Origin of the sequence: Streptomyces thermoviolaceus (assembly GCF_045209695.1) — a bacterium.
GTDB lineage: Bacteria > Actinomycetota > Actinomycetes > Streptomycetales > Streptomycetaceae > Streptomyces > Streptomyces thermoviolaceus.
Genome location: NZ_CP109280.1, coordinates 911,130 through 935,911, shown reverse-complemented (window position 1 = coordinate 935,911; position 24,782 = coordinate 911,130). Strand labels below are relative to the sequence as shown.

20 protein-coding genes and 2 pseudogenes are annotated in these 24,782 nt (G+C 71.9%); 13 read left to right on the top strand and 9 right to left on the bottom strand.

Annotated features, from left to right (window positions below; genetic code table 11):
* Window positions 1-65: 65 nt before the first annotated feature.
* On the bottom strand, window positions 66-692 hold the full coding sequence (locus tag OG899_RS04155; protein WP_168131769.1) for a helix-turn-helix domain-containing protein: 627 nt from the start codon (window positions 690-692) through the stop codon (window positions 66-68).
* 87 nt (window positions 693-779) lie between these two features.
* Here OG899_RS04155 and OG899_RS04150 point away from each other — a divergent pair.
* From OG899_RS04150 to OG899_RS04140, 3 genes and pseudogenes are all read left to right on the top strand, one after another.
* Window positions 780-1,264: pseudogene (locus OG899_RS04150) on the top strand (PaaI family thioesterase); the annotation flags it as partial.
* Window positions 1,265-3,332: 2,068 nt separating this feature from the next.
* Complete coding sequence (locus OG899_RS04145) at window positions 3,333-3,626, top strand: hypothetical protein (RefSeq protein ID WP_125500403.1); 294 nt, start codon at window positions 3,333-3,335, stop codon at window positions 3,624-3,626.
* Window positions 3,627-3,694: 68 nt separating this feature from the next.
* Window positions 3,695-4,552 carry a class I SAM-dependent methyltransferase gene (locus OG899_RS04140; protein WP_189343464.1) on the top strand — a complete coding sequence of 286 codons (858 nt, stop codon included), beginning with the start codon at window positions 3,695-3,697 and terminating at the stop codon, window positions 4,550-4,552.
* A gap of 211 nt (window positions 4,553-4,763) precedes the next feature.
* Here OG899_RS04140 and OG899_RS04135 read toward each other — a convergent pair.
* The 4 genes and pseudogenes from OG899_RS04135 to OG899_RS04120 all read right to left on the bottom strand — a co-directional run.
* A pseudogene (locus OG899_RS04135) lies at window positions 4,764-5,049 on the bottom strand (transposase); the annotation flags it as partial.
* Between the two features lie 89 nt (window positions 5,050-5,138).
* A complete protein-coding gene (locus tag OG899_RS04130; protein ID WP_125500401.1) occupies window positions 5,139-5,966 on the bottom strand; it encodes an ABC transporter ATP-binding protein in 828 nt (275 codons plus the stop codon).
* A complete protein-coding gene (locus OG899_RS04125; protein ID WP_229814401.1) occupies window positions 5,963-6,982 on the bottom strand; it encodes an iron ABC transporter permease in 1,020 nt (339 codons plus the stop codon). The genes OG899_RS04130 and OG899_RS04125 overlap by 4 nt, the downstream gene beginning before the upstream one ends.
* Before the next feature lie 109 nt (window positions 6,983-7,091).
* Window positions 7,092-8,111, bottom strand: a complete 1,020-nt coding sequence (locus tag OG899_RS04120; RefSeq protein ID WP_168131770.1) for an ABC transporter substrate-binding protein — start codon at window positions 8,109-8,111, stop codon at window positions 7,092-7,094.
* A 313-nt stretch (window positions 8,112-8,424) separates the two neighbouring features.
* On the opposite strand from OG899_RS04120, the gene OG899_RS04115 reads away from it, so the two are divergent.
* The 9 genes from OG899_RS04115 (at window position 8,425) to OG899_RS04075 (ending at window position 17,475) form a co-directional block, all read left to right on the top strand.
* Window positions 8,425-9,732, top strand: coding sequence for an MFS transporter (locus tag OG899_RS04115; RefSeq protein WP_125500398.1), 1,308 nt, complete (start codon window positions 8,425-8,427; stop codon window positions 9,730-9,732).
* A 17-nt stretch (window positions 9,733-9,749) separates the two neighbouring features.
* The gene (locus OG899_RS04110) at window positions 9,750-10,541 is read left to right on the top strand and encodes a TauD/TfdA family dioxygenase (protein WP_168131771.1); all 792 of its coding nucleotides are present in this window, start codon (window positions 9,750-9,752) and stop codon (window positions 10,539-10,541) included.
* A 143-nt stretch (window positions 10,542-10,684) separates the two neighbouring features.
* Window positions 10,685-10,948, top strand: coding sequence for a hypothetical protein (locus OG899_RS04105; protein WP_125500396.1), 264 nt, complete (start codon window positions 10,685-10,687; stop codon window positions 10,946-10,948).
* Window positions 10,948-13,221 (top strand): cation-translocating P-type ATPase, encoded by a 2,274-nt coding sequence (locus OG899_RS04100; RefSeq protein ID WP_125500395.1) that lies wholly within the window; start codon window positions 10,948-10,950, stop codon window positions 13,219-13,221. The genes OG899_RS04105 and OG899_RS04100 overlap by 1 nt, the downstream gene beginning before the upstream one ends.
* Window positions 13,218-13,802 carry a copper chaperone PCu(A)C gene (locus tag OG899_RS04095; RefSeq protein WP_168131772.1) on the top strand — a complete coding sequence of 195 codons (585 nt, stop codon included), beginning with the start codon at window positions 13,218-13,220 and terminating at the stop codon, window positions 13,800-13,802. Before OG899_RS04100 ends, OG899_RS04095 begins: the two co-directional genes overlap by 4 nt.
* 506 nt (window positions 13,803-14,308) lie before the next feature.
* Window positions 14,309-14,524, top strand: coding sequence for a hypothetical protein (locus OG899_RS04090; RefSeq protein WP_125498518.1), 216 nt, complete (start codon window positions 14,309-14,311; stop codon window positions 14,522-14,524).
* Window positions 14,525-15,182: 658 nt separating this feature from the next.
* Window positions 15,183-15,818: an ATP-binding cassette domain-containing protein gene (locus OG899_RS04085; protein WP_168131773.1), complete on the top strand. Its 636-nt coding sequence runs from the start codon at window positions 15,183-15,185 to the stop codon at window positions 15,816-15,818.
* Window positions 15,815-16,693 carry a metal ABC transporter permease gene (locus tag OG899_RS04080; RefSeq protein WP_125498519.1) on the top strand — a complete coding sequence of 293 codons (879 nt, stop codon included), beginning with the start codon at window positions 15,815-15,817 and terminating at the stop codon, window positions 16,691-16,693. The genes OG899_RS04085 and OG899_RS04080 overlap by 4 nt, the downstream gene beginning before the upstream one ends.
* On the top strand, window positions 16,642-17,475 hold the full coding sequence (locus OG899_RS04075; RefSeq protein WP_125498520.1) for a metal ABC transporter solute-binding protein, Zn/Mn family: 834 nt from the start codon (window positions 16,642-16,644) through the stop codon (window positions 17,473-17,475). Before OG899_RS04080 ends, OG899_RS04075 begins: the two co-directional genes overlap by 52 nt.
* A gap of 74 nt (window positions 17,476-17,549) precedes the next feature.
* On the opposite strand, the gene OG899_RS04070 is transcribed toward OG899_RS04075, so the two are convergent.
* Both OG899_RS04070 and OG899_RS04065 read right to left on the bottom strand, forming a co-directional pair.
* Window positions 17,550-19,217 carry a class I adenylate-forming enzyme family protein gene (locus OG899_RS04070; protein ID WP_125498521.1) on the bottom strand — a complete coding sequence of 556 codons (1,668 nt, stop codon included), beginning with the start codon at window positions 19,215-19,217 and terminating at the stop codon, window positions 17,550-17,552.
* Complete coding sequence (locus OG899_RS04065) at window positions 19,214-20,956, bottom strand: CoA transferase (RefSeq protein ID WP_168131774.1); 1,743 nt, start codon at window positions 20,954-20,956, stop codon at window positions 19,214-19,216. Before OG899_RS04065 ends, OG899_RS04070 begins: the two co-directional genes overlap by 4 nt.
* Window positions 20,957-21,080: 124 nt before the next feature.
* On the opposite strand from OG899_RS04065, the gene OG899_RS04060 reads away from it, so the two are divergent.
* A complete protein-coding gene (locus tag OG899_RS04060) occupies window positions 21,081-22,253 on the top strand; it encodes an acyl-CoA dehydrogenase family protein (RefSeq protein WP_125498523.1) in 1,173 nt (390 codons plus the stop codon).
* A gap of 313 nt (window positions 22,254-22,566) precedes the next feature.
* On the opposite strand, the gene OG899_RS04055 is transcribed toward OG899_RS04060, so the two are convergent.
* Window positions 22,567-23,484 (bottom strand): sugar ABC transporter permease, encoded by a 918-nt coding sequence (locus OG899_RS04055; protein WP_308427082.1) that lies wholly within the window; start codon window positions 23,482-23,484, stop codon window positions 22,567-22,569.
* Window positions 23,481-24,623, bottom strand: coding sequence for an MFS transporter (locus OG899_RS04050; protein WP_229814399.1), 1,143 nt, complete (start codon window positions 24,621-24,623; stop codon window positions 23,481-23,483). Before OG899_RS04050 ends, OG899_RS04055 begins: the two co-directional genes overlap by 4 nt.
* Window positions 24,624-24,782 lie beyond the last annotated feature (159 nt).

Below are 24,782 nucleotides of genomic sequence, written 5' to 3'. Positions count from 1 at the left end.
CCAGGCCGACACGGAAGGAGACCTCGACCGGGTCGTCGCGGTGGACTCCACCCTCGTCCGTGCCGTCAGCACGCCGCCGGGGCCCCGTCACCGGGGCCCCGGCCGCCGGACCGGACGACCATGCCCTCGGACGTTCCCGCGGCGGACTGACCACCGAGAACCACCGCGCAGCCGACACCGCTGCCGCCCGCCCGCCAAGCGGGCCGGTCGGACCTCGGGGGCGCCGGTCGGACTCGGGGGCGGGCCGAGGGGCCGGGGCGGGTGCGGGCCTGCTGCGGGGTCAGCGGTCCATGGTCCTCGTCGCACACGATCACCGCACGCAGGGACCCGCCGCCGGCGTGACGGACCTCCAGCGGCGGGCCCCCGGGGTCCGCGGTGCAGCGGTCACCCCGCTGCTTGAGCGCGATCATGGCGGGCCGCAGGTCCCAACCCTCGGGCGTGGGCCGGTACTCGTGCCGGGGCCGGCTGCCCGGCTCCCGGTAGGCGACGGTCTCCAGGATCCCCGCGGCCACCAGCGTGCGCAGCCGGTCCGCCAGGACGGCCTCGGAGAGCCCGATGTGCCGACGGAAGTCGTCGAAGCTCCGGACGCCGTTCATGGCGTCCCGGACGAGCAGCAGCGACCACTTCTCGCCGACCAGGTTCGGCGTCCGCTGGACCGTGCGGTTCTCGGTGCTCGTCTCCAGCCAGCCCATGCCCTCATCCTAGGCTGGTCGCTCTTGACAGCCAGATGCCGGCGGACCTGGCTCCGCATGATGTAGTCAGACCTGCAGGGGGCGGGTATGCGCAGGTCACGGACTTTCGACAGGGAAGACCCCGCGGTCCTGGCCGACGCCGTCCCCGGCACAGCGAACTGGACCTCGTCCGCGGGATGCTGACCGGACGGCTGCCCGTCCCGCCCATCGCCGCCGCCCTCGGCTTCACCCTGGAGGAGGCCGAGCCCGGCCGGGTGGCCGTCGCGCTGGTTCCGGGCGCGGAGCACTACAAGGCCATCGGCAGCGTCCACGGAGGCGTCCACGCCACGCTCCTGGACGCGGCGGCCGGCTGTGCCGTGCGGTCCCTGCTCCCGCAGGGCACGGGGTACACCTCGCTCGACCTGACGGTGAAGTTCCTGCGGCCGGTCGCCGCCGACACCGGCGAGGTCCGCGCGGTCGGCACCGTCCTCGACTCCGGGCGCCGCACCGCCCTCGCGCAGGCGGACCTGCTCGACTCAGCGGACCGCCTGCTCGCCCACGCCACCAGCAGCTGCATGCTCTTCCCGGTCCCGCAGCACCGACCGGATCCCGCCGGGCGCCGCGGTCCGCGCCCGCCCGAGGGGCCGCCCGGACCACAACGGTTCCGGACGGCCCCTCGTCCGTGCGTGCGCCACGCCGCACACAGCCGGGCCGACCGTCCGTCAACTGCGCCGCACGCCTTCAAGATCACGCACGCCGACGGCCTCGTGGAGTCCGTCTGTACGATGCTCGGGCGTCTTGCCTCACGTACCTCGCCATCAGGGGGTGCCGACCGCCCGCTCAACGGGGCCGGGCACACGAACGTGAAGACGACGAAGAAGTGGTACGTGAAGCCGGATGTGGCGGGCCTGCTTCCGGCCGGAGGCATGGGGAGGTCTCGCAGGGGGCGTTGACAGACCGTGACAGATGAAGGTGTATACCCGTGAGCGAAGCCAAGATCGAAACGCTGCAGTACCGCTTTGACGGGCCTGAAGACGCTCCGGTCGTGATCCTCGGTCCCTCACTGGGCACCACCTGGCACAGGTTGTAGAGACCGTCCGCGGGCGTCCAGGCCAGTCCAAGATAAGCGCGTAATGCCAGGTCAGGGCATTCTGGTCCGGAGGAGTCGACGCAGTCGGTGATAAGCGTGTGAGAGCGGAGTGCGACGAGAAGCCCCGCAGGTGCGGCCCGGCGGGCTTCTGAGTAGGTGGGTTTCAGTGTCCGCCGTGAGCGCCGTTGCGTTCGGGTCTCCTCTCTCGAGCACCCGAGGCTAGGACGCGGCGACGGCACGCGTCTTACGGCCGACGCACAGCATCCGATCCGGAAACTCTTCACGACCAACCAGGTCGTCGCCTTCACCTCTGCAAAGCCCAACGCCTCTGGAGGCTTCTGCGGCACTGCCACTCTCCGATGTTGCACGGACTGCGGGCCCGGCGCTGGACGGCAGCCAGGCGAGTGGTCTAGGGGTGTCCGTCAGGCGGCGCGGGCGTGTTCGGTCAGGCCGTACAGGCGGTGCCAGAGGGCGGCTCTCAGCGGCGCGCTCGGCGATGCCCTGCGCCAGCCGCTGCCCTGGGCGATCATCACCGGTCTCCTCTTGGGCAAAGGCCATGGCATCGGTGGGCTGGCCCATTTCGTGCGTCGGCTGGGCTGGGTCGTTCCGTCGACGGACATGCACGACCGTGCCGCTCTCGGAGTCTTGGGTTCACCATTCGCTTTTCATGACCGACCCGGCCTTCGCCGAGCTGCTCGCCTGGCTGGGGATCGAAGCGTTGCTGCGGACGTTCTGCCTCGGGTCCTGGCCGGACGACCGCTGTCGCTATCACTGGTCTTCCTGCTGTGCGGCATCGGCGTGTATCCGCTGCTTCTGCCGCTGCCGTGATCGATCCGGTGAATGACCGCGTGGTGGCCGAGCATGTCCCCGAGGTCGTGGTGATCATCTCGTTGATGGGCGCGATCTGAAGATCGCTGGAGACACCATGCCGCTGCCGTTCCTGATCACCGCGCTGGTGGCCTGGTGATCGCTGGAATGGCCGTCGGCCGCTTCGCTGCTGTTGCGAGCTGTCCTGGCGCCGACCGATCCAGCGCTCGTTGCGGAAGTGCAGGTGGGCGAGCCCACGGATGACGAACACGATGAGGACGAGGTGCGGTTCGCTCTCAGGGGCCGACGCAACCGCCCCGGGCGGTTCCCTTGGCCTCCCTGGCCCTCGGCATCGCGCTTTCTCATGGTCTGTTCATCCCCACTGGCCTGGTCCTGGCGGTGCGTGGTGCGGCCCTTCTGCTGTCGTATGGGACGGCGGGTCGGCAGGTGCTCCGACCCGCCTTATTGAAAATCGTTTTCGCTTTCTGTTAGCTTGCGCATGTCGATGTGAGCATCCTGCTCTCAAGTAGGGCCGCATCACCCAGCCCGCCCACAAGACCTGCTCGCAAGCCACTGCCGGGAGCTACGCCCGCATGCGAAGGGCCCGAGCGGCGGGCCCGACGCCGGCAGCCAAGGACGGCCGCGGCACGCACGGAGGGCGAGGAAGGAACGCACGCATGGATCCCACCGCACGCGACCCCGAGAACAGTCCCTTCACCCTGGTTGTTTGTGCCGCTTGCCGTGAGGCCGCCGACGGTCACGTCATGGACGTGCTGCGCCGGGCTGTCCGTGCCTGCTCCCACGGCGTCATGATCTCCACCGGGTGCTTGGACCGGTTTCTGAACTGCCGTGCCGGCCGCGGACTGTACGCCGCTGTGCAGCCGTGTGCGGCGGACCGCCGTCCCCTCGGGGTGGTGGTGCGTCTCGGCCCGATCGCGACCCGGGCCGACGCGGAGGCGGTCGCCGCGTGGCTGCAAGCCGGAATGCCGGACGACGGCAGTCTTGCCGAGTCTCTGCTTGCTGCTCCGGCGCCGCGGCAGGTCGCCCACCTCAACTGACGGAAGATCACATGTCCAAGGGTCTGTTGAGTGTGGTCACCGGCAATACCCCGGGTGTTCGGGGCGCTGTGATCGACGAGTTGCTGCGTGTCTCCCCGCAAGCCACGGTGCTGGCCGTGTCGGTGGAGGGCCGGGGTGACGAGGGGTACCCGGTCGTCCAGCGCTTCCTGTCCGGGGCCGGCCCGCACGTGCGGGAGTGGGGTCCACTGGGTGTCACCGGGGACCCGGTGGTCGTTCTGCGTCAGGACCTCTTGGCGCTGCGGCGAGCGGAGGGCTCTGAGCGGCCACACGTAGTCCTGGCCCTCCCCGCCAATCTCGATGTCCTCTCCCTCTTGGTGGAGTTGTGGCGTGCGCGGGTCGCGAGCGGCCCTCTGACGGATTTGACGATCGGGCAGGGCGCTTGCGGGGACCACGGCGGTCGGCTGCGCTGGGTCCGGACCGACCTGCGAACCCCCGACTGGGTCACCGCCCTCGACGAGGACGGCAAGCCGGGCACCTTCGACGCGGTCCTGTCCAGCACCGCGCTGCACTGGCTGGGCCCGCCGGAGCTGGTCGCGGTGTACCGCGCCGCCGCGACCCTGCTCAAGCCCGGTGGCGTGCTGATCAACGCCGACTACCTCCCGGCCGGCCCGCGGAACAAGCGGATCAAGGCGGCCTCCGTCGCCGTCAACGCCCGCCGCCAGTCCGCCGCGCTGGCCCGCGGCGCCGAGGACTGGGAGACCTGGTGGAAGAGCGCGGAGTCCGTGCCCGCCTTGAGCGAGGCCGTCGACGCCCGACGCGGGATCTGGGCGGAGGGCGCCAAGAACGAGTGGGCCTCCCCGGGCATCGGCTATCACGAGGCCGCGCTCCGCGAGGCGGGCTTCGCCGAGGTCGACGTCGTGTGGCAGGACCTCGAGGAGCGGGTGCTGATCGCCCTGATGCCGTGACAGCCGGGCCGCTCGCCCCGGCGATGTTGGAGAGTTGTGGCCGAGCACGTCGCCAGAGGGTGCCACACGCTTACGGATCAGCTTGCGGCGGGCTGATCGGCTCAAGGTGACGGGTGCGACCGCGGTCGCGACGTCGTACCGGCAGCAGAAGGCCAGCACGGAGACGACTGTCGAGGACGACGCGATCCGCACGTCGTGACGAGTACGGCGGTCATGTTCGCCGGCCCGCGTAGGGGTTTCTGATGCGTTGGCGGGCGAGTCGGATGAGGACCTGGGTGCGGGTCTGGCCGAGGGCGCGTTGCTTGTCGTATGCAGGCGCGGGAGGCCGGGTCGGCGTTCATACAGGCGAAGGCGGACAGAAATATCGCCCGTTTGAGCTGCCGGTTTCCGCCTCGGGGTGCGTGTTCACCGCGGATCGAGGTGCCCGACGGCTTCGTGGCCGGGGCGATTCCGGCGTAGGAGGTGAGATGGGCGGCGGGGAAAGGCTTTCCGCGCCCTTGCTGGCCGCCTCGCAGGTGTAGTCGAAACCAGAGCCGCTGAGCGGACACTGGCGGCAAACGCTCCGCCGCCTACCCGGTGTCGGCATTCACCTCTTTAGCGGGTGCTGGGAGGGCTCGACGGTCGCGCGCGGGCGGTCGGGGCAGTCCTGTGGTGCGGTGCCGCGGTAGGAGACCGCGAGGTTGCCGAGGCAGTCGAGGCCGATGTCGGCGTCGACCTCGAAGACGTCGGCCAGCCGGGCCGGGGTCAGTACGTCCGCGGGCGGTCCTGCGGCGATCAGCTGTCCTTGGTGCATGAGGAGCAGCCGGTCGCAGTAGCGGGCGGCCAGGGACAGGTCGTGCAGGGCGACCAGCACCGTCTGGTCGGTGCCGGCCAGCAGGGCCATCAGCTCCAGTTGGTGCTTGATGTCGAGGTGGTTGGTCGGCTCGTCGAGCAGGATGCACCAGGGTCGCTGGGCGAGCGCGCGGGCGATGTGGGTGCGCTGGCGTTCCCCGCCGGAGAGTGACTTCCAGTGCCGGCTGGCGAGTTCGGTGAGCCCGAGCCGGGCCAGGGCGGCTGCGATGACGGCCCGGTCGGTGGCGTCGGGGCCGCGCCAGCGGTCCCGGAAGGGGGTGCGGCCGAGGCCGACGACATCGGCGACGCGCAGGTCGCTGTCGGTGTCGGTGGCCTGTTCGACGAAGGCGACGTGCCGGGCGATCCGGCGTGTGTCCCAGTCGTGGATCGGCTCGCCGTCGTACAGCACTGTCCCTGCCGTCGGGGCACGCAGGCCGGCCAGGCAGCGCAGCAGGGAGGACTTGCCGGAGCCGTTGGGGCCGATCAGGCCGACCGTCTCCCCGGGGGTGATGTCCAAAGTGACGTCGTCGACGATCGTCCGGCCGGGTACCGACCAGCTCAGCTGTTCGGCGGCGATCCTCACAGTTCACCTCGCTTGCGCATGACCAGCAGGAAGAGCGGTACGCCGAGCAGGGCGGTGAACACTCCGACCGGGACCTCCTGGGGTGAGAAGGCGACACGGGCCAGCGCGTCCGTCCACACGAGGAAGATCGCGCCCACGAGCGCGGAGAACGGCAGCAGGGAACGGTGCAATGGTCCGACGACGAAGCGGACCCCGTGCGGCACGATGAGGCCGACGAAACCGATCGCGCCGACGGAGGCGACCGCCACGGCGGTCATCACCGCGGTCACGACCAGCAGCACGCGCCGTACGGCCCGGACGTCGATGCCCAACGATGCGGCCGTGTCGGTGCCGAAGGCGAAGGCGTCGAGAGCGGTGGAGTGCAGCCGGAACACCACGAGTCCCACCGCGCTGACCACCGCGCAGATGACCACCGAGTCCCAGCGGGTCGAGGCCATCGAGCCCAGCAGCCAGTGGGTGATCGCACGGATGGAGTCCGCGTCCCCGGACGCGGTGAGGACCAGAGCGGTCAGGGCCATGAAGAGCTCCGCCACGATCACGCCCGTCAGCACGATCCGTGCCGAGTCGAGACCGGTGCGCCGCAACAGAAGCAGCAGCAGACCGAACGACAGCAGCGCGCCCGCGAACGCCCCGCCGGTCACCCCGATCGCGCCCGCGCCCACGCCGAGCACGACCACGGCAACGGCCCCGGTGGACGCCCCTGACGATATGCCCAGCAGATAGGGGTCGGCCAGCGCGTTGCGGGTGACGGCCTGCAGCACGGCCCCGCACGCCGCGAGCGAGGCACCGACCAGTGCCGCCATCAGCACGCGCGGGACGCGCAGGTCCCAGATGAGAGAGTCGACCAGGCGGGGCAGCGGTTCGATGTCGAGGCCGAGCCGGGGGCCCACCACACGTGCCAGATCGGTGTAGCCGACGTCGGCCACACCGATCCGTACCGACACCGCCAGCGACCCGGCCAGCAGCACCGTCCCGATCAGGAGCAGCGCCGCCTGCGACAGTCCGGAGGGGCTCAAGGCCGGCGGCGCGGGCGGCGGTTCCGCGGAGGGGGCCGCGTGCCCGCGGTCTCGGGCCGCTGGATGCAGCAGGTCCACCGGGCGTGGCACGCTGGACGGAGCGTTCGCGCTAGCGGGCATATCCGAGGTCTTTCATGCCCTCGATCAGCAGCCTCAGCGTGTGCGTGGTGCGCACCGAGGGGTCCATCTCGATGCCGGGCACCTCGATGATCCGGTTCTTCTGGACGGCGGTCAGCTTGGACACCACCGCGTCCTCGCGCATCATCTTGAGCTTCTCCTCGGCGCTGTCGCCGGGAGCTCCGCGCTCGGACAGGTCGCCGATCACGATGAAATCGGGGTCGCGGTCGGCGATCTGCTCCCAGGAGACCTCCGGCCATTCCTCATCGACATCGTCGAACGCGTTCTTCGCGCCTACGAGCCTGCTCATCTCGCTGGGCAGTCCGCCCTTGCCGGCGACGTACGGCAGTCCGTTGTAGACGGAGTAGAACCAGACGACGGTCGGTTCGCCCTCGACCTGCTCGGCGGTCTCGGCCGCCTTGTCGACCACGGCCCGCTGCTCGTCGACCAGTTTCTCCGCTCTGTCCTCGGCGTCGAAGATCTTGCCGTAGTTCGTGTAGTCGTCGAAGAGGAGGTCGAACGGGGTCTTGTCCGGGGCGTTCTGTTTCGGGCACTCCACGGCGCTCACGTAGGAGGGCAGGTCGAGCTCGGCGAGTTCTTCGCGGGTGCCGACCCGGTCCTTGGCGTAGAGGTCGTCGAAGGAGGCCACGACGAGGTCGGGGGTGGCGGCGCGGAGTTGTTCGCCCGTGAGGATCTTGGGGCTGAGGACCGGCACCTTTGCGTAGGCGTCCTGGTACTCCTTGGCGATCTTCGTCTTCAGGTTGGCGGTTCCGGCCATGTGGTCCGCGAGTCCGAGTTCCAGCAGCGTCTCCGTGGCGGACTGGTCCAGGGTGACGGCGCGCTTCGGCGGTTCGTCGAAGGACAGCTTCCGGCCGCAGCTCGTCACGGTCGTCGTCCGGGAGGCCGCCTTCTCCGCGGAGCGGTCACCGGAGGACTCCCTCGACGAGGAGCAGCTGACTGCTGTGAGAGCGAGTGCGGCCAGAGCGACGCCGAGGCGTGCGGGGTGGCGCATGAATCCTCCGGTCTGGAAGGGCGTGGGATTTCGGTCATGTGCAGAGCGCGGGTGAGCCGAGGGCTACTCTACCGATAATGGTTTTCATTAATCTAGACCTCGGAGTCGACGCGGCAGTGGGCTCCGGCAGTCCCCCATGCGCTGTCGGCTGCCAACAGCCCGGAACACGCGGATGGTTGGCAGTCGGCCCAGCCGGCCCAGCCGGCCCAGCCGGCCCAGCCGGCCCAGCGGGACCGCGGTCCGCCCTCGCGGCCGGTTCGGCCTGGACCACGAACGAACCGACCAGCCTCACGAACGACAGGAGCGTCACGACGTGCCGACCCCACCCGCACCGACCACAGACTCCGAGTCGCTTTCCGGAAAACAGCGGCCGATCCTTCTCGACATCGCCTTCCTGCGGCTCTGGTCGGGCGCCACGGCGTCGGGGCTGGCCACCTGGGCCCTGCCGTTCGTGCTCGGGCTCGCGGTACTCGACCGCACGCTCACGGCCACCGACCTCGGCCTCCTGCTTGCCGCCCGCACCGCGGGCTTCCTCGCCGCGGTGCCCGTCGCAGGAGTACTGGCCGACCGGCACTCCCGCCGGGGTGTCGTGCTGTGGGCGGGACTGGCCGCCGGGGTCGCGGCCCCGGTGATCGCCGCCGGGCTGGGCCGTTCGGTCCTGCTCATGGCGGTGGCCGCCGCCGTGGCCGGTGCGGGGCAGGGCGCCTGCCGGCCCGCGTTCCAGGCCCTGACCGCCGAGGTCGTCGACCCCGAGCGCAGGCAGCAGGCCAACGCCGCCATGACGTTGGCGGTCCGGGTCAACACCCTCGTGGGGCCTTCGCTGGCCGCCCTGCTCGCCGTGTTCCTCGATATCCGGGCGCTGCTGCTGGGCATCGGGTTGCTGTGGCTCGTCGCCGCACTCGTACCCGGACCGGGTGCACGTGCCGGCACGGGCGCCAAGGACGCTCCCTCCGTCGAACGCCCCGGATGGGTCGCCTTTTTGACCGAGTTCGCCGACGGCATCCGCGAAGCCCGCAGGCACCCGTGGTTCCTCGCCGGCCTGGGCGCGCTGACGGCCGTCATAGCCACCGGCTACTCCGCGACCGGTGTCGCCCTGCCCCTGGTCAGCCGCGATGAGTACGGCACCGAAGTGGTGCTCGCGGGCGCGATGACCGCCTACACCGCCGGAGCACTGGCCGCGGCCCTGCTCATCGCCCGCTGGCGCCCCCGCTCGGCGGGCTGGACCGCCCTGACGGGCCTCGCCGCTTACGGATTCGCCCCGCTCAGCCTGATGTTCCCTGTCCACCCGATCGTGGTGATGGCCGCCTACGCCGTCGCCGGGATCGGTATCGAGCTGTTCAACGTGCCCTGGTTCACCGCCACCCAGCGCGAGGTCGCACCGGACAAGCTGGCCCGGGTCTCCTCCCTGGACTTCCTGCTCTCCTACGGACTCGCCCCGGTCGGGCTCGCCCTCATCGCCCCCGCCATCGACGCTTTCGGTACCCAGGCTGTCCTCGCGGTCTGCGCTCTGACCTGCTTCGCAGCGCCGGCCGTCGCCGCGCTCGTACCCAGCGCCCGCCATTTCTCCCGCCGGCCCGAGGGGGCGCCGGGAGCTGAGCGGAAGACCGAGAGCGCCACCTGATGCGACAGTCTCGGGCCATGCATTCACTCAGCCACACCGGCCGTCCGCCGACTTCCCTCACGTCCCCGGGCGTTGTCCCCGCCCGGGTCCCCGGCGGACGAGAGCAGGAGGCCCGTGCACTCCTGGCGCGGGACGGAGCTGTCGTCCTCACCGGCTACGAGAACACCGCCGACGCCATCGTCGTCGCCGCGGCCCACACCCTCGGGAGCCGCCTGCGCCGGCTGTACCCACACCGCGTGCGCACCTCGCGCGACGCCGGTCCCGTCCACCTGCACGCCGACAGCTTCGACCTCGTCGTCGACATCGGCGGCGTCCCCGAAAGGCGGCGTGACCCCGACGAGGACCACGTCCTGATCCAGTGCGTTCGGCCCGCTCCCTGCGGAGGCGACTCCTTCGCGGTCGACGCGTACGGCTTCGTCGACGGCCTCGCGGCAACCGACCCTGCCCTGCTGGACTTCCTCACCGGCACCGATGTCGACCTGTACGGCGAGTGGGCGGGTCTGCGCGGGCTGCCCGCCACCCCGCGTGTCGGCCGGCACGTCGAGTACACCCGCACCGGCCGGCGCATTGTCCGCCGTACCGACGGTGCCGCACCACTGCACCGCGACCCGGACACCGAGCACGTACGCGCCATGCTGGCCCGCTTCCACGAAGCCGTCCACGGCCTCGAACCGTCACTGCCACGCTTCCGGCTCGCCGAGGGCGACATCCTCGTCCTCGACAACTACCGCTGCTGGCACGGCCGGGATGCGCACAGCGGCGAGCGCACCGTCCGCATCCTGACCCTGCGCACGGCCGACGCCTACTGAAAGCCGATGCTGCGTGACGTACGTCACGGGAACGTGCGGGAACCCACTCCGTACCGACCCCGACTCCTTTAGCCGGTACGGCGCGAGGAGGCCGGCGGGAGGACCGCTCTCCGGGACGTCCGACGCGTGTCAGGAGGCCGGTCATGAAAGAACCCCGCAAGCCTTCCCCAGGGGCGGGCGCTGGGCTGCGCAGACTCGTGCCGCCGCCCGCCCTGTGTGGCTTTCTGCTGCTGCTCGCCCTGGTCTTCACGGTGTCGTACGCCGTCGGCGCCGCCGCCGGACCGGTCGCACCCGGCATGCACCGCTCCGGCACGGGCGGCGACGCCGGCCGGGACGGAGACACGGACCGGGGCGATACGCACGACATGGGCGACATGGGCGGCATGGACCACGGGAGCGGCGGCTGATGACCACGGACCCCGCGCCCCCGGTGCTCACCACCGACCTGACCGTGGGCGGCATGACCTGCGCGGCCTGCGTGCGGCGGGTGGAGAAGAAGCTGGCCAAGCTGGAGGGCGTGAGCGCGACGGTCAACCTGACCACCGGGCGCGCCCGCGTGAGCCATCCACCGCACGTCAGCCCGGAGGAACTCGTCGCGTCGGTCGAACAGGCCGGGTACACCGCAGCCCTGCCCGAGCCGGCCGAGCCGTCCAGGTCGCGCGGGCGTGCGGACGAAGCCGAGGAGAAGCCGGAGGGAACCCGCCAGGAGCGGGAACGGCTGCTCATCACGGCGCTGCTCTCGGTTCCGGTGCTCGTGCTGTCCATGGTGCCCGCGTGGCAGTTCCGTAACTGGCAGTGGTTGTGTTTAGTGCTCGCCGCGCCGGTCGCCGTGTGGAGCGCGTGGCCGTTCCACGTCCGGGCGGCGCGCGGACTGCGGCACTCCACGGCGACCATGGACACCCTGGTATCGCTGGGTGTGGCGGCGTCCTTCTCCTGGTCGGCGTACGCCCTCTTCCTCGGAGGTGCGGGCGAGCCCGGGATGCGGATGCCCTTCAGCCTGCTGCCCTCCGCCTCGGACGGCATGGCGCATGTCTATCTGGAAGCGGCCGTCGGCGTGCCGCTGTTCGTGCTGACGGGGCGGTATCTGGAGGCGCGGGCCCGGCACGGGACCGGGGCGGCCCTGCGCTCGCTCGCCAACCTCGCCGCCAAGGAGGTGGCAGTACGCGAGGGCGGTAGAGAACGGCGCATTCCCATAGAGGAGCTGACGGTCGGGCAGGTGTTCGTCGTCCGCCCGGGCGAGCGCGTCGCCACCGACGGCCAGGTGACCGAGGGCAGTTCGGCCGTGGATCTCTCCCTGATCACCGGGGAGAGCGAGCCGGTCGAGGTCGGGCCCGGATCGGCGGTGGCGGGCGGGGCCGTGAACTCCGGCGGGCTGCTGCTCGTCCGGGCCACCGCCGTCGGCGCCGACACCCAGCTCGCCCGCATCACGCGGCTGGTGACCGAGGCGCAGGCCGGCAAGGCGAAGGCGCAGCGGCTGGCCGACTCCGTGGCCGGGGTGTTCGTGCCGGTGGTGCTGACGCTCGCGGTGACCGTGCTGGGCTTCTGGCTCGGCGCCGGGGCCGACCCCCAGGCGGCGATCACCGCGTGCGTGGCCGTGCTGGTCGTGGCCTGCCCCTGCGCGCTGGGCCTGGCCACCCCGACCGCACTCATGGCAGCCACCGGCCGGGGCGCCCAGCTCGGTGTCCTGGTCAAGGGACCGCAGGCGCTGGAGGCACTCCAGCACCTCGACACCGTCGTCCTCGACAAGACGGGCACTCTCACCTCCGGGCACATGACCGTCGCCCGGGTCACGGCAGTGCCGGGCGGTCTCGGCGGTGAGGAGGCGCTGCGGCTGGCCGCAGCGGTGGAGCGGGGCTCGGAGCATCCGCTCGGCCGGGCGATCGTCGCGTATGCCGCCCGGAACCTGCCCGGGAAGGACCCGCTGCCGGAGGTGGGCGACTTCACCGCCACGGCGGGCCGTGGCGTGCACGGCCGGGTCGAGGGCCGACTGGTCGAGGTCGTCGCACCGGACGACGAGCTGCCCGCCGCGCTGGCGGACGCGCTCCCCGCCGCGGAGGCCGCCGCGCACACGTCCGTCCTGGTCCGCGTGGACGGCGTGCCACAGGCGCTGATCGAGGTCGGTGACGTCGTACGCCCCGGCAGCTACCGGGCCGTGGACCGGCTGCGGCGCCTCGGCATCGAACCGGTGCTCGCCACCGGCGACCGGGAGGCACCGGCCCGCGCCGTCGCCGCCTCGCTGCGCATCGAGGAGGTGCACGCCCGCCGCACACCCGAGGACAAGGCCGACCTCGTACGGCGGCTGCGGGAGGAGGGCCGCCGGGTCGCGGTCGTCGGCGACGGCGTCAACGACGCTGCGGCCCTCGCCGGCGCCGACCTCGGCATCGCCATGGGAAGCGGCACCGACGCGGCCATCGGGGCCGCCGACGTGACCCTCGTACGCGGCGACATCGAAGCGCTCGGGGACGCGGTCCTCCTCGCCCGGCGCACCCTGGGCACGATCCGCGCCAACCTCGTGTGGGCCTTCGGCTACAACGCCGTCACCGTGCCGCTCGCCATGGTGGGCCTGCTCAACCCGATGCTGGCCGCGGCGGCGATGTCGGTGAGTTCGCTGCTCGTGGTCGGCAACAGCCTGCGGCTGCGCGCCTGGCGGCCCTCGCCCGACCGGAGACGTACGCGATGACCGCACAGACCGCACAGACCACCCAGGCAGGGCAGAACAAGCAGACGGAGCAGGCCGCACCGACCGGGCAGCACTCCTGGCGCCCGACCCGCCGCCGGCTCACCGACGGCCTCCTTGCCGCGCTCGCCCCCGTCGCCGCCTGCTGCGTCGCCCTGGGTGCCCTGACCACGTGGACCTCTACCGGCAACGCGGGCAGCCCGGCGCGGATCGCGGTCACCAGTGGACGCGTCTTCCTGCCGTACGGCGACACCCGGGACACCGCCGCGTTCTTCCGGATCACCAACTCCGGGGGCGCGAACGACCGGTTGCTGAAGGTGACGTCCCCCGCCATCACGGGCGAGGCCGTGCTCAGCCGGCACCGCATGACGGGCGGCGCGTCCGCGTACGGGCAGACGGTGGAGTCGGCCGCCGTTCCGGCCGGCGACACGCTCGACATGTCCCCGACCGGCCTCGACGTGACCGTGCGGGCGAAGGACAGGTGGCGCGAGTTCGACCTCGTACCGTTCACGCTGCACTTCGAACGCAGCGGACCGATCAAGACGTCGGTGGTGGTGATCCGCCCCGGCGCGGAGTGGCGGTGACCGTGCGCACTCAGGGCTGCGCTACGACCGTACGGCCGTCAGCACCTCGGGGCAGACCGCGACGCCCTGACCCGGTCGAATCGGCGCAGATCTGGAAGTGCCTGCGGGGTGCGGCGTGCTGTGCGCACAGGCCGTGACCCAGCGGGCAGGCGGAGAGGCATCACCCTGAGGACGAAGGAGCGAGCGGTGCGCCGTCGGCGCCAGTACCCGGTGCGCCCGGCAGGAAGGGCCCAGAGCTCAGAGCGAGGGCAACGGCATCGGGTTCAAGCGGCGGGGACCAGAAGCGAGTTCCCTCCGACCACTGGAGCAGGTGGCGTACGTCCGCCCTAGTACCGCGTGGAGATCGTCTTCATCCCACCGAGTCCCGGCAGGCGTGACGGGCAGTAAACGGACGTGGAGGACGCGAGCTCACCGCCGAGAGGAATCCACTCATGAGTCGGCCCGGGAGACCCCGCGGTGGGGCCACCAACTCCCTGGGAATCACACAGCACGAAAGGTCGTGAACGATGAACGACATCGACGGCCTGACCTCGGTGGCGGCCTTCTGCGGGAACTACAACTGCGGCTGCCCGCAACTGTTCATCGACCCCACCGCCTCCGCCGAGCGTCGCGTGGTCCTCACCGACGACTTCGGACAGCGCGTGCAGATGAGTGCCGACCAGTTCTCGTCGCTGGTCGAAAACGCCAAGTCCGGGAAGCTGGACGGCGTAGCCACCGCCTGACAGAGTCGCGGCGACGACCACGGCCCGACTCTCGTTCCGGTCCGGTCCGTGCCGGCACGGCGGCCGGTTCCGGCGCGCGGACTCGGGGGAAGGACTCCTCCGAGGCCCGTGTCGGCACGGGTGGACGGCGTATCGGTGCGGACCGAAGCGGGGGAGAGGGACGGTCACATGACGGGTGGTACGCGCGGTCCCAGGAGCGGAGGGCACCCGGTGCGGCCCTGGGAACCGGGCGCGTCGAGGACCGCGAGGACGGTACCCGCCCGCATGCGGTTCGGCGGAGCGTCGCCTCTTACCGCAGCCACCCTTGCCGTGCTGGCCGGCGGATACGGCTGGCTCGGTTTTGTCGTCGGCGGTGCCCCCGGCGCCCTGGCCGGTGCCGCTGCGGGGCTGGCGCTGAGCGGGCTGCTGTACCTACTGGTGGAGAGGGCGGTGTCCGGCCCGAGACCGGTGCACCGACCGGGCCGTGCCGGAGCGTGGGCGAGACGTTCCGCTCACCGACCCGCCCCCTACCCGGAGTAGCTGCGGAAATCTCCGAGTCGCCCGGCCGGTGGAAGCCCGCCGGGAGGTCATCTCCACACGGTGTTGTGAATGTGCCGGCCGGCCGGGAACTCAATGCCCTCCCGCTCCGACTCCTCTTGGGGAGCGAGCAGGAGGTGGGATGGACGGTCTGGATGTGCGGATGCGTGAAGTCGCCTGCCGACACGGCCGCGTCGAGGCCGTACGCGGTGTGGACCTCGACATCGAGGCGGGCGAGCGGGTCGCGCTGACCGGCACGAACGGGTCGGGCAAGACCACGCTGATCCGCGCGGTGCTGGGCCTGCACCGCCAGGCAGGCGGGCGGATCCTGGTCGGCGGTCGGGGCACGGGTACGGCGGCCGAGTGGGCGTGGCGGCGCCGGGCGTGTGCCTGGATTCCGCAGAAGCCGGCGGTGGGCCGTTTCCCGCTGCTGGCGGATGAGTTGCTGGCCAGCAGCGGGGCACAGGCGGAAGCCTTGGAGGCGGCGGAGAAGCTGGGTGTCGGGGCGTTGACCGAACGGCCGCTGCACACGCTGTCCGGGGGGCAGTTGCAGCGCATGTATCTGGCCCGTGCGGTGGGTTGTGTGGCCGCTGGGGCGGGGGTGCTGCTGGCGGACGAGCCCACCGCGGCCCTCGACTTCGCCGGGCAGGAGGAGGCGGCCGATGTCCTGTTGTCCCTGCCGGTGACGGTTGTGGTCGTTACGCACGACCGGGCGCTGGCCGACCGCTGCGACCGGGTGCTGGAGATGGCCGCCGGCCGGCTGAGGGAGGTCCGGTGAACAGCCTTGCCGCCGCCGATCTCGGACAGCTCCTCCAGCTCATGCCCGTCCAACGAGCTGGTGCCGCCTTGCTGTTGGCGGCGATCGGCCTGCCCGTGATCGGCGTCGTGATCGTCGGGCTGGACATCATGCCGGTGCGGTTCGCGATGATGCACGTCGCGCTGCTGGGCATCGCGATCGGGCTGCTGACCGGGCTGGATCCGATGCTGTGCGCGTTGGTCGCCTGCGCCCTCGCCGGGGCCGGGGTCGCGCCCCTCGCGCGTACACCGGACGGGCTGTCCGGGGCGATGGGCCTGTTGATGAGTCTGGCGATCGCCGCCGCGCTGCTGGTCCTGGCGGTGTCCGGGGTCAACGCGCAGGGTGCGTTCGCGTTGCTGTGGGGTTCGATCCTGTCCGTGGGCACGGCCGATCTGTGGCTGCTGGGCGCGCTCGCCGTCGTCGTACCGGCTCTGTTCTGGTGGCGCCGCCGTGACCTCGCCCTCCTGCTCTACGACCGGGAACTCGCCCTCTCTTCCGGGGTGCGCGTCGACCTGCTGACCCTTCTGCTGCTCGTCCTGGTCGCGGTGTCTGTGGCCGGGGCTCTCAAACTGACCGGTGCGCTGCTCGTCGACGCGCTGACTCTGCTGCCGGCGCTGGCCGCGAGGCGGCTGGGCACGTCCCTGAAGTCCATCACCGCCTGGGCGGTCGGCATCGGTGTCGTCGTGAACCTCACCGGGTTCCTCGTCGCGCTGAAGCTCGACTGGCCGCCCGGGCCCGTGCTCGTCCTGACGGCCGGCGTTGTGGTCCTGGCCGTCCATCTCATTCCCGAACGGAGAATCAGCTCATGGCGCGCATCCGCGTCCGCATCGCCCGTGTCCCTTCCGTCCTCGCACTGAGCCTGAGCACGGCGCTCGTCCTGACCGCCACCGCCTGCGGCTCCGACAAGGCCGACTCCGCCGGCAGCGCGGACACGAGCAGGAGTGGAAAGAAGAACGGTGACGCCCCTGTAGTCGTGGCCACCACCACCTGGGAGGGCGCCTTCGCCAAGGCCGCCGGCGCCGAGGACGTGAAGGTCATCGTCCCGTCGTCCGCGCAGCACGCCCCGGACTACGACCCCAAGCCGTCCGACCTCGCGGCGGTCGCGGACGCGGACTTCGTGCTCTACGCCCCGTTCGAGCCGTATGCGGCGCAGATCAAGGAGGCCGTTGGGTCGGACGCGAAGTTGGTCGAGGTCAACCTCGACAACGACGCCGACAAGGCGAGCGCCGAAGTCACCCGGCTGGGCAAGATGTTCGGCACGGAGGATGCCGCCGCGAGGTGGAACACGTCCTTCAAGAGCGAGTACGGCACGTTGCAGAAGGAGCTGAAGGACGCGTGGCCGGACGGCAAGGCCCCGTCCGTCGTCGCGCAGGTCTTCTCCGTGTGGTCGGCGAAGATGACGGGCGTGCGGGTGGCCGGCTCGTACGGTCCTGAGGCCGTGACGGCCAAGCAGCTGTCCGACCTGGCTAAGAAGAAGCCTGCGTATGTCTTCGACAACGTGCACATGACGACCGGCGAGGTGCTGCCGGACTCGGGGGCGAAGCAGGTGGAGATCGTCAACTATCCGGGCAAGGACCTGGACCTGCTGGCGGTCTACAAGAACGCGGCGGAGACGATCAAGAAGGCGATGGCCTCGTAAGCAAGGGGCTCTTACTGATACGAGTGCGGGGCGCCCGGGAGATTCCCGGGCGCCCCTCCCACGTCTGGTACGGGTCAGCCGGCCTGCGCCAGAGACTCCGACACCTGCGCGGAGCACCGCTCCCGCAGCAGTGCCCGGTCCGGCTTGCCCGCCGGGGTCAGCGGCAACTGATCGACGATCAGCAGCCGTTCGGGGTGCTTGCGTCGCTCCAGGCCCCGCGCGTCCAGATGAGCGGACAGCTCCTCCAGCGTGGGCGCCTCGCCCCGCGGTACGACGCAGGCCGCCAGCCGCTCACCCATCAGCGGATCCGGCACACCGACGCACACCACGTCCCGGACGAGCGGGTGCGTGGCGAGTTCGATCTCCACCTCGGCCGGGCTGATGTTGGCGCCGCCCCGGATGACTACGTCCTTCAGACGGCCCACGATCCGCAGGTTCCCGTCCTCCTCGATGAGGCCGAGGTCGCCGGTGCGTACCCAGCCGTCGGCGGTGCGGTAGCGGGCGTCGAGGGCGGGGGCGGCGACGTAGCACAGCGGGGTCATCGGGCCGCGGGCGACGATCTCCCCGACGGAGCCCTTCGGCGCCTCCTGCAGGTCGGGTGTGCCGGGGACGGCTATGCGTATGTCGGCGACGCGCGGGTCCGGGTGACCCGCGAGGATGCCCGGCCCTTCCCCGCGCAGGGGCTGGTCGCCCAGTCCGGTGTGGCAGTTGACGCCGTCGGCGGAGCCGTAGAGGTTCACGACCGGGCAGCCGAAGACGCGCCGGGCTTCCTCTGCCGTGGCCTCGTCCAGCGGTGAGCCGCCGACGATGACGGCTGTCGGGGGAGTGAACGCCGGCTGGTGTCCCTCCGCGATCCGGTCCAGCATCATCCGGATCATGGTCGGCACGCCCAGGACGTGGGTCGGCTCATGCTCGGCGAGCGCGTCCAGGGCCGCTTCGGGGGTGAAGTGGTCGAGCAGGATGAGCGTGCCGCCGTGCCGGGCGAGGGCGACGGAGGTGCCGTTGCTACCGAAGGCGGAGGCGAGCGGGACGAGGAAGAGGCAACGTGGCGGTTGGTGGTCAGGGATGAGGGAGGCGAGGAAGTTGCCGCGTCCCCCGGCGAGGGCGTTGTGCGAGTACGCCACCATCTTCGGCTCCGCCTCGGAGCCGGAGGAGACCAGGATGCGCGCGGCGGAGTCGGGGTCGGGGCGGGCCGCGGTGAAGGACTTCGGGTCGGTGCGCAGCAGGGCGGAGAAGGCGACGGTGCCGTCCGGGGCTGTACCGGGTCCGGCGGCGATCACGGTGCGCAGGGCGGGCAGCTCACTGGTCAGCGGGAGCAGGTCGGCGGCGTGGTGGTTGCCGCGGTGCTCGGTGGGGGCGATGACGGCGACCGCCTCGGCTCTGCGCAGCAGCGAGGCCGCCTCGCGCTCGCCGCGGCCGACCGGGAAGGGCAGGGCGATGGCGCCCAAGGCGGCGAGGGCGAGGTCGGCGATGACGGCGTTGCGGCCGTTGGGGAGTTGTATGCCGACCACGTCACCGGGGCGTATGCCGAGCCCGGACAGCCCGGCGGCCAGACATCGCACCTTGCGGTCCAGGGCCGTGTAACAGAGCTTGCCCTTGGCGTCGAGGACCGCGGTGCGGTGCAGGTCGGCGATCTGGCGGGCACGGTAGAGGCTGTACAGGTCGAGGTCGGGGCAGGTGCCGTCGAGGGCCCAGGCGCGGCGCAGCTCGGCGGGCAGCAGGTCGTGCAGGTCCACGGTCATGCGAAGCTCCAGGGGGTCGGGACGGCGGGCGCGCCGTGTGCGTCACAGCTGATCGAACCGGAGGCGAGGAGATCGGCGAGGTCGGTGACGACCGGGACGGCGGCCAGGCCGCGGTCGCGCAGCCGCTCCAGCGCCTGATCTGTGGGCAGTTCGCTCACGTCGTACGGGATCGCGGAGTGGTCGGCGAGGGCGATCCAGCCGTCGGCGGTGCGCAACGGGCGGCGGAACCCCGCCGGCCGGCGCGGGTCGAGTCCTTGCGCGGCCCGGGCCCGAGCGGGAGCGGTGAGCACGTCGGCGGCACCGAGCAGGGATGAATCCACGCACACGCCGTGCGTCGTGCGCTCGCGCAGCAGCAGGCCCGCGAGGACCGCCTCGGCCCCGAGGAGTCCGCCGAGGACGTCCAGCAGCGTCATCAGGGACGGCGCGGGAGCCTCGTCGGCGGGCCGTACGGCCTCGCCAACCCCGGTGCGGGCCTGGACCATGAAGTCGGTGCCCATGGGGGCGTCGGCCAGTCGGCCTGCCCAGCCGCTGGTGTACGCGTAGACGAGCGCGGGGTTGGCCGCGGCCAGGTCCTCGTGGTCGAGGCCGAGCTGGGCGGCCTTGCCCGGCGCCCAGTTGTGCAGGAACACATCCGCACCGGCGGCCATCTCGCGCAGCCGCTCCCGGTCGGAGGGGGACTTGATGTCCACCTCGACGGCCTTTTTGCCCCGGTTCAGCGCGAGCCACCGCGCCGAGACGCCTGAACAGGCGGGCGGCATGCCGCGCAAGGGGTCGCCGCCCGGCGGCTCGATCCGGATCACCTCCGCGCCCAGCAGGCCCAGGACGTGGGCGGCGAGCGGGGCCTGGATGCGGCGGCCGGCTTCCAGGACGGTGAATCCGGCGAGGGGCAGGTCGCCGGTGGTGGCCCTTGCGGGGGAGTACGTGGCGTCGTACGGGGTCAGCTTCCAGGGCGCCGCCCCGTCGTACTCGGCCGCCCGCTCGGCGAGCGAGTGCAGCGGGCACACATCAGCGCCGGATGATTCGGCGGAGTGCCGGATCCGCTCCCAGGTGCTCGCCCGCACAGCCTCGTGCAGCACCTGGGGGAAGGGCGCGCAGGCGGTGGCGTACCGGAACTGGAAGGGCCGCCACCCCCGGCGTATCGCCTTCTCGGGAGCGTCGAGGGCGCGCCAGAACGCCGCCCACACCCCCGGGTCGAGCGTCTCCAACTCGAAGACGGTTCCGTCGGCCGAGGTGAACGGCGGCCCACCTGGCGCGAGTTCGGCTGCCTCGCCCTCCTCGGCCCCGGCGGCGGCCAGGTACTGGGAGACGGTGAGCAGACCGGCCCGCTCGGCGCTCACCTCGACCTGCGTGATGTGCCTGCCCCCGCGCGCCCGCGCCAGCAGTCCGGCCAGCATGCCCTGCACGGCGAGGACACCGGTGGCGGTGGCGGCGTAGTCGACGGCGAGACCGCGCGGGGTGCCGTCGCGACGGCCGTGCACCGCCATGATGCCGATGGCCGCTTGGGCGGTGGCTTCGTCGGTTGCCGTCTCACCCCAGGTGGTGCCGGCGCTGACCTCGCCCATGTCGCGCCCGGTGATGGTGAACCGTCCTCCCGAGCCGCCGTCGGTCCGGGCGCCGAGCAGTCGTAGATGCTCCGCGACCAGGGCGTCCGCCGCGCCCGGCGGACCCGAACCCTCAAAGCGGAGTCCGTCGAGCGGTCCGGCCGTCCGCGCGATGGCCGGTGTGGCTGGAGTTGCCATGCCTCTCCTTTCCTGACGCGCGGGAACCCGGGGGCGATCGCCTCCGACCAGTTCCACGGAGAGGGAGTCGGACGGTCGGCGTCCGGGGTTCCCGCGGCTGTCGAGAAATTGAGGAGAAATCCGTATGCAGGACATCACCGGGGCGCCGCAATGCCCGGCGGACACAGTGGAGTTGAGAGATCTCGTCGCTGCCTTCGTACGCGACCGGGTGGTGCCCCACGAGCCAGTGCTGGACGCCGGCGGCCCCGAAGCCGCCGCCACCCTGCGGCAACTACAGGAAGAGGCCAGGACCGAGGGGCTGTGGGCGCTCCCGCTTCCCACGGAACTCGGCGGCCAGGGGCTGCCACTGCGCTCGTACGCCCATGTCGCCGAGGCCGAGGGAGCCAGCAACCACGGACCGGCCGCCCTCGGCTCGGCACCCCTGCTCGACACACTGATGCTGTGGCGCCACGGCAGCTCCGGCGTCCGTGACCGATACGCCGAGCGCCTGGTCGCCGGGGACATGCGGGCCTGCTATGCGATGACCGAGCCGGACACACCGGGTACGGATCCCTTCCTCACGGCCACTCGCGCCGTGCCCGGAGAGGACGGGACCTGGCGGGTGAGCGGGCGGAAGTGGTTCACCAGTGGGGCGGCCGACGCCCACCTGGTCACGGTGCTCGCCCGCACCGACGGTGAACCGGTGGACCGTGACGGGCTGTCGCTGCTTCTCGTCCCGTCCGGCTCGCCCGGCTTCCGCGTGGTGCGGGCACTGCCGGTGTTCGGGGCGAGCGGGCAGTGGGAGATCGCCCTGGACCAGGTCGTGGTCGACGGCGACCACCTCATCGGCGAGCGCGGCAAGGCCCTGGCCGTCGCGGGCGAACGGCTCCAACTCGGCCGGACCCTGCGCTGCCTGCGCTGGCTTGGGCAGGCAGCGCGGGCCTTCGACCTGATGCGCGAGCGCGCGATGACCCGTACCCGCTCGAGAGGCCCGCTCGGCGACCTCCAGCTCGTTCAGCGCCACGTTTTCGAGTCGCTGCTCGCCCTGCGGACGACCCGTCCACTCGTGTACGAGGCCGTGGCCCGCCTGGACGCGGGACTCGACGCCCACGTGGAGGTGGGTCTGGCCAAGGTGGCAGCCGCCCGCACCCTTCAGCAGGTGGCCGACGCTGCGATCCAGGTGCACGGAGCCGCGGGCCTCGGCCCGGACACCGCGCTGCCTGCCCTGTTCCGCACCGGCAGGGCGGCCCGGATCCTCGACGGCCCGGACGAACTGCACATCACGTCAGTCGCACGGCGGGTCCTGCGCACCACCTAAGGTGTGCCGTCAGGACGTTCTCCCTGTCGACCACGGCAGCCCGCGGTCGCTGCTCGTGGGCTGCCGTGGTCGACAGGTGAGAGTCGTCCGGCCCGCGTGGCCTTCGGAACCGAGGTACGGCTGGTGAACCGCCCGCGTACCAGTGGTCGTTCGGGGCAACGACCGAGTTCCACCGCTTTGGCGGACGTGGCTTGGCGTGGACCTACGCGTCGTGCGCGTCGACGAGACCCGTGAGCGCGGCGAGCGCGTACGCGAGGAAGAAGTCACCCCAGACCAGTTCGTGTCGTGTCGCCGTTCCGGCAGCGAGGTCGTATCAGCCGTTCAGGAGACGGCCGTCCGCCGTGACATGGGTGCTGACCAGTTCGTGCAGCAGTGCGAGGGCCTGCTCGCGGTGGCCGAGCTTGAGCAGGGCCACCGCGGTGACGGCGGCGGAGGAGGTGTCGGGAGGGCTGTCGAGGTGTGCCTCATCGGCCGGCGGCACAACTGGCGCGGGGAGCAACCGCCTTGCGGCCTCCGCGAGATCGTCGCCGTCGAGACGGTGCGCGGCCTCGGCGACTGCCAGCAGCAGCCAGGCGCGGCCTCGGCTCCAGCCGGGCGGCGGAGCGTCGCAGGGTGCCCAGCCGACAGGCGGCTCGTACTGCCAGGTCCAGCAGAACGGGCCCTTGCTCAGACAGAGTTCGAGGTGACAGTACAGATGGGATCGGGCCGCCTGAGGGTCGACCGAGGCCAGCAGCGGGACCGTGCCGGGCACGCCGTCCACCCGGGCCAGGAGACGGGGCCCGCCGAACGCAGCGCCCCAAGGAACGAGTCCGAGTTCGGGATCGTAGGCGTCCCGGCAGGCGTGGGCCGCGCGCACGCGTAGAGCGGCGGCCTCAGGGGTGTCGGCGAGGGCAGTGCCGTACCAGAAGATCAGTCCACGGGTGGCCGTGTCGGCGTCAACCCATTCCGTGAGCCGGTCTGTGGAGCGTGCCGCGGCCTCGCGATCGGACACTCTCCGCGTGTAGCGGGCGTGGAGCCACAACAGCCCCGCCCAGAAGCCGCCCGTCCACGAGCCCCTCCCGGTCGTCGTCCACCGGCCTGTGTCAGGGTCCGCGAACAGCGGGAAGCGGTCGCCGACTTCCGTCCGGGTGACAGCCACCCGGCCGAGGACGGACTCCAGCGCGGGGCCGGCCCAGTCGGGGATGCTGGCGGTCGTGCCCGTTCGGCCCTTGGCCGCATCGGCCGCGCTCATCGCCGTACGGCCGATCGCCGCTCCCGCACCGCCCAAACCAGCGCCACCACGCCCGCGCCCGCGAACTCACCGGCGACCAGCAGCCACCCCGTCGCGTAGTGCCCGGCGGCGGCCAGCAGGCCGAACAGTGGTGGACCGATCGCGAACCCGGCGAAGAAGCCGGCCGAGACCAGCGCCGAGTCCTGACCGGCCCGGCCGGGCGCCGCACGCTGCATCACCAGCACCATCGAGACCGCGTTCGCGGCCACGGCGAAGACGCCCACAGCCACCGCAGCGACCCACGCCAGCGGATGCGCGTACGCAGAAGCCGCGAGCAGCAGCGCAGCCCCCACCGCTCCGGCCGCCAGTCCGCCCGGCAGCCACAGCGCGCGCCCGGGCTGCCCGGCGACCTTGGACCAGCCCACCCGTCCGGCGATCCCCGCGACGCCCAGCACCGCCACCAGGGCGGCGGCCGCCGTCGGGCCGAGGTCCAGCCTGCGCACGCCGTACAGGGCGAGGTAGGTGTTCACGGAGGCGATGCCGCAGCCCAGCAGCAGCGAGAAGACGGCCAGCCAGGCGATGGTCCCCCGGGGGATCCAGGAGGCGGGCGCGTACTTCGGGGGCGGGTCGGCGGGCAGCGCACGCGCCGCCCACACCGCGGCCACCACGGCCGTCGCGGCGGCCGTCCACACCGCGCCCCGCCAGCCGACGGCCCCGGCCAGCGCGGCCAGCGGCAGCCCGGCGGCGAACGCGCCCAGCTGTACGCCCGACTGCTTCGTCCCGGTCACCGAGCCCCGGCGGTCGGCGGGAACGGCCGCGAGGATCGTCTTGTTCGTGGCGGGGTTGGCCAGTGCCTGCGGCAGGCCGCCCAGCGCGACCGCCGCCATCAAGAACCCCGTCCCCGGGGCGGACCCGATGAGTGCCAGGGCCAGCGCGGACACCAGCAGCAGCGCGACCAGGCAGCGGCGCGGGCCGACCCGGTCCACCACGCGCCCTCCGACCGGCGAGAGCACGGCGGCGGCGCCGAAGCCGACGGTCGTGGTCAGGCCCAGCACGGTCGGCGACACATCCAGGTCGTCCACGAGCCGCGGGCCCAGGGCACCGAGCAGGAACAACTGCATCATCGAGAAGGCCATGGCACACGTCAGCAGCGCGGTCATGGCCGTGGTCCCCCGCTCGGGGCCGCTTTCCGCCGGCGTCCGGATCTCACTCTGCTCCGCCGCCACCGGCGCCCCTCCCCAACCCCTGCTCCATCCCGGCGGTATTTCCCGGGTCCTCGGCAGGAGTCGGGAGGAACGACCCACGAGTTCCCGCCGCCT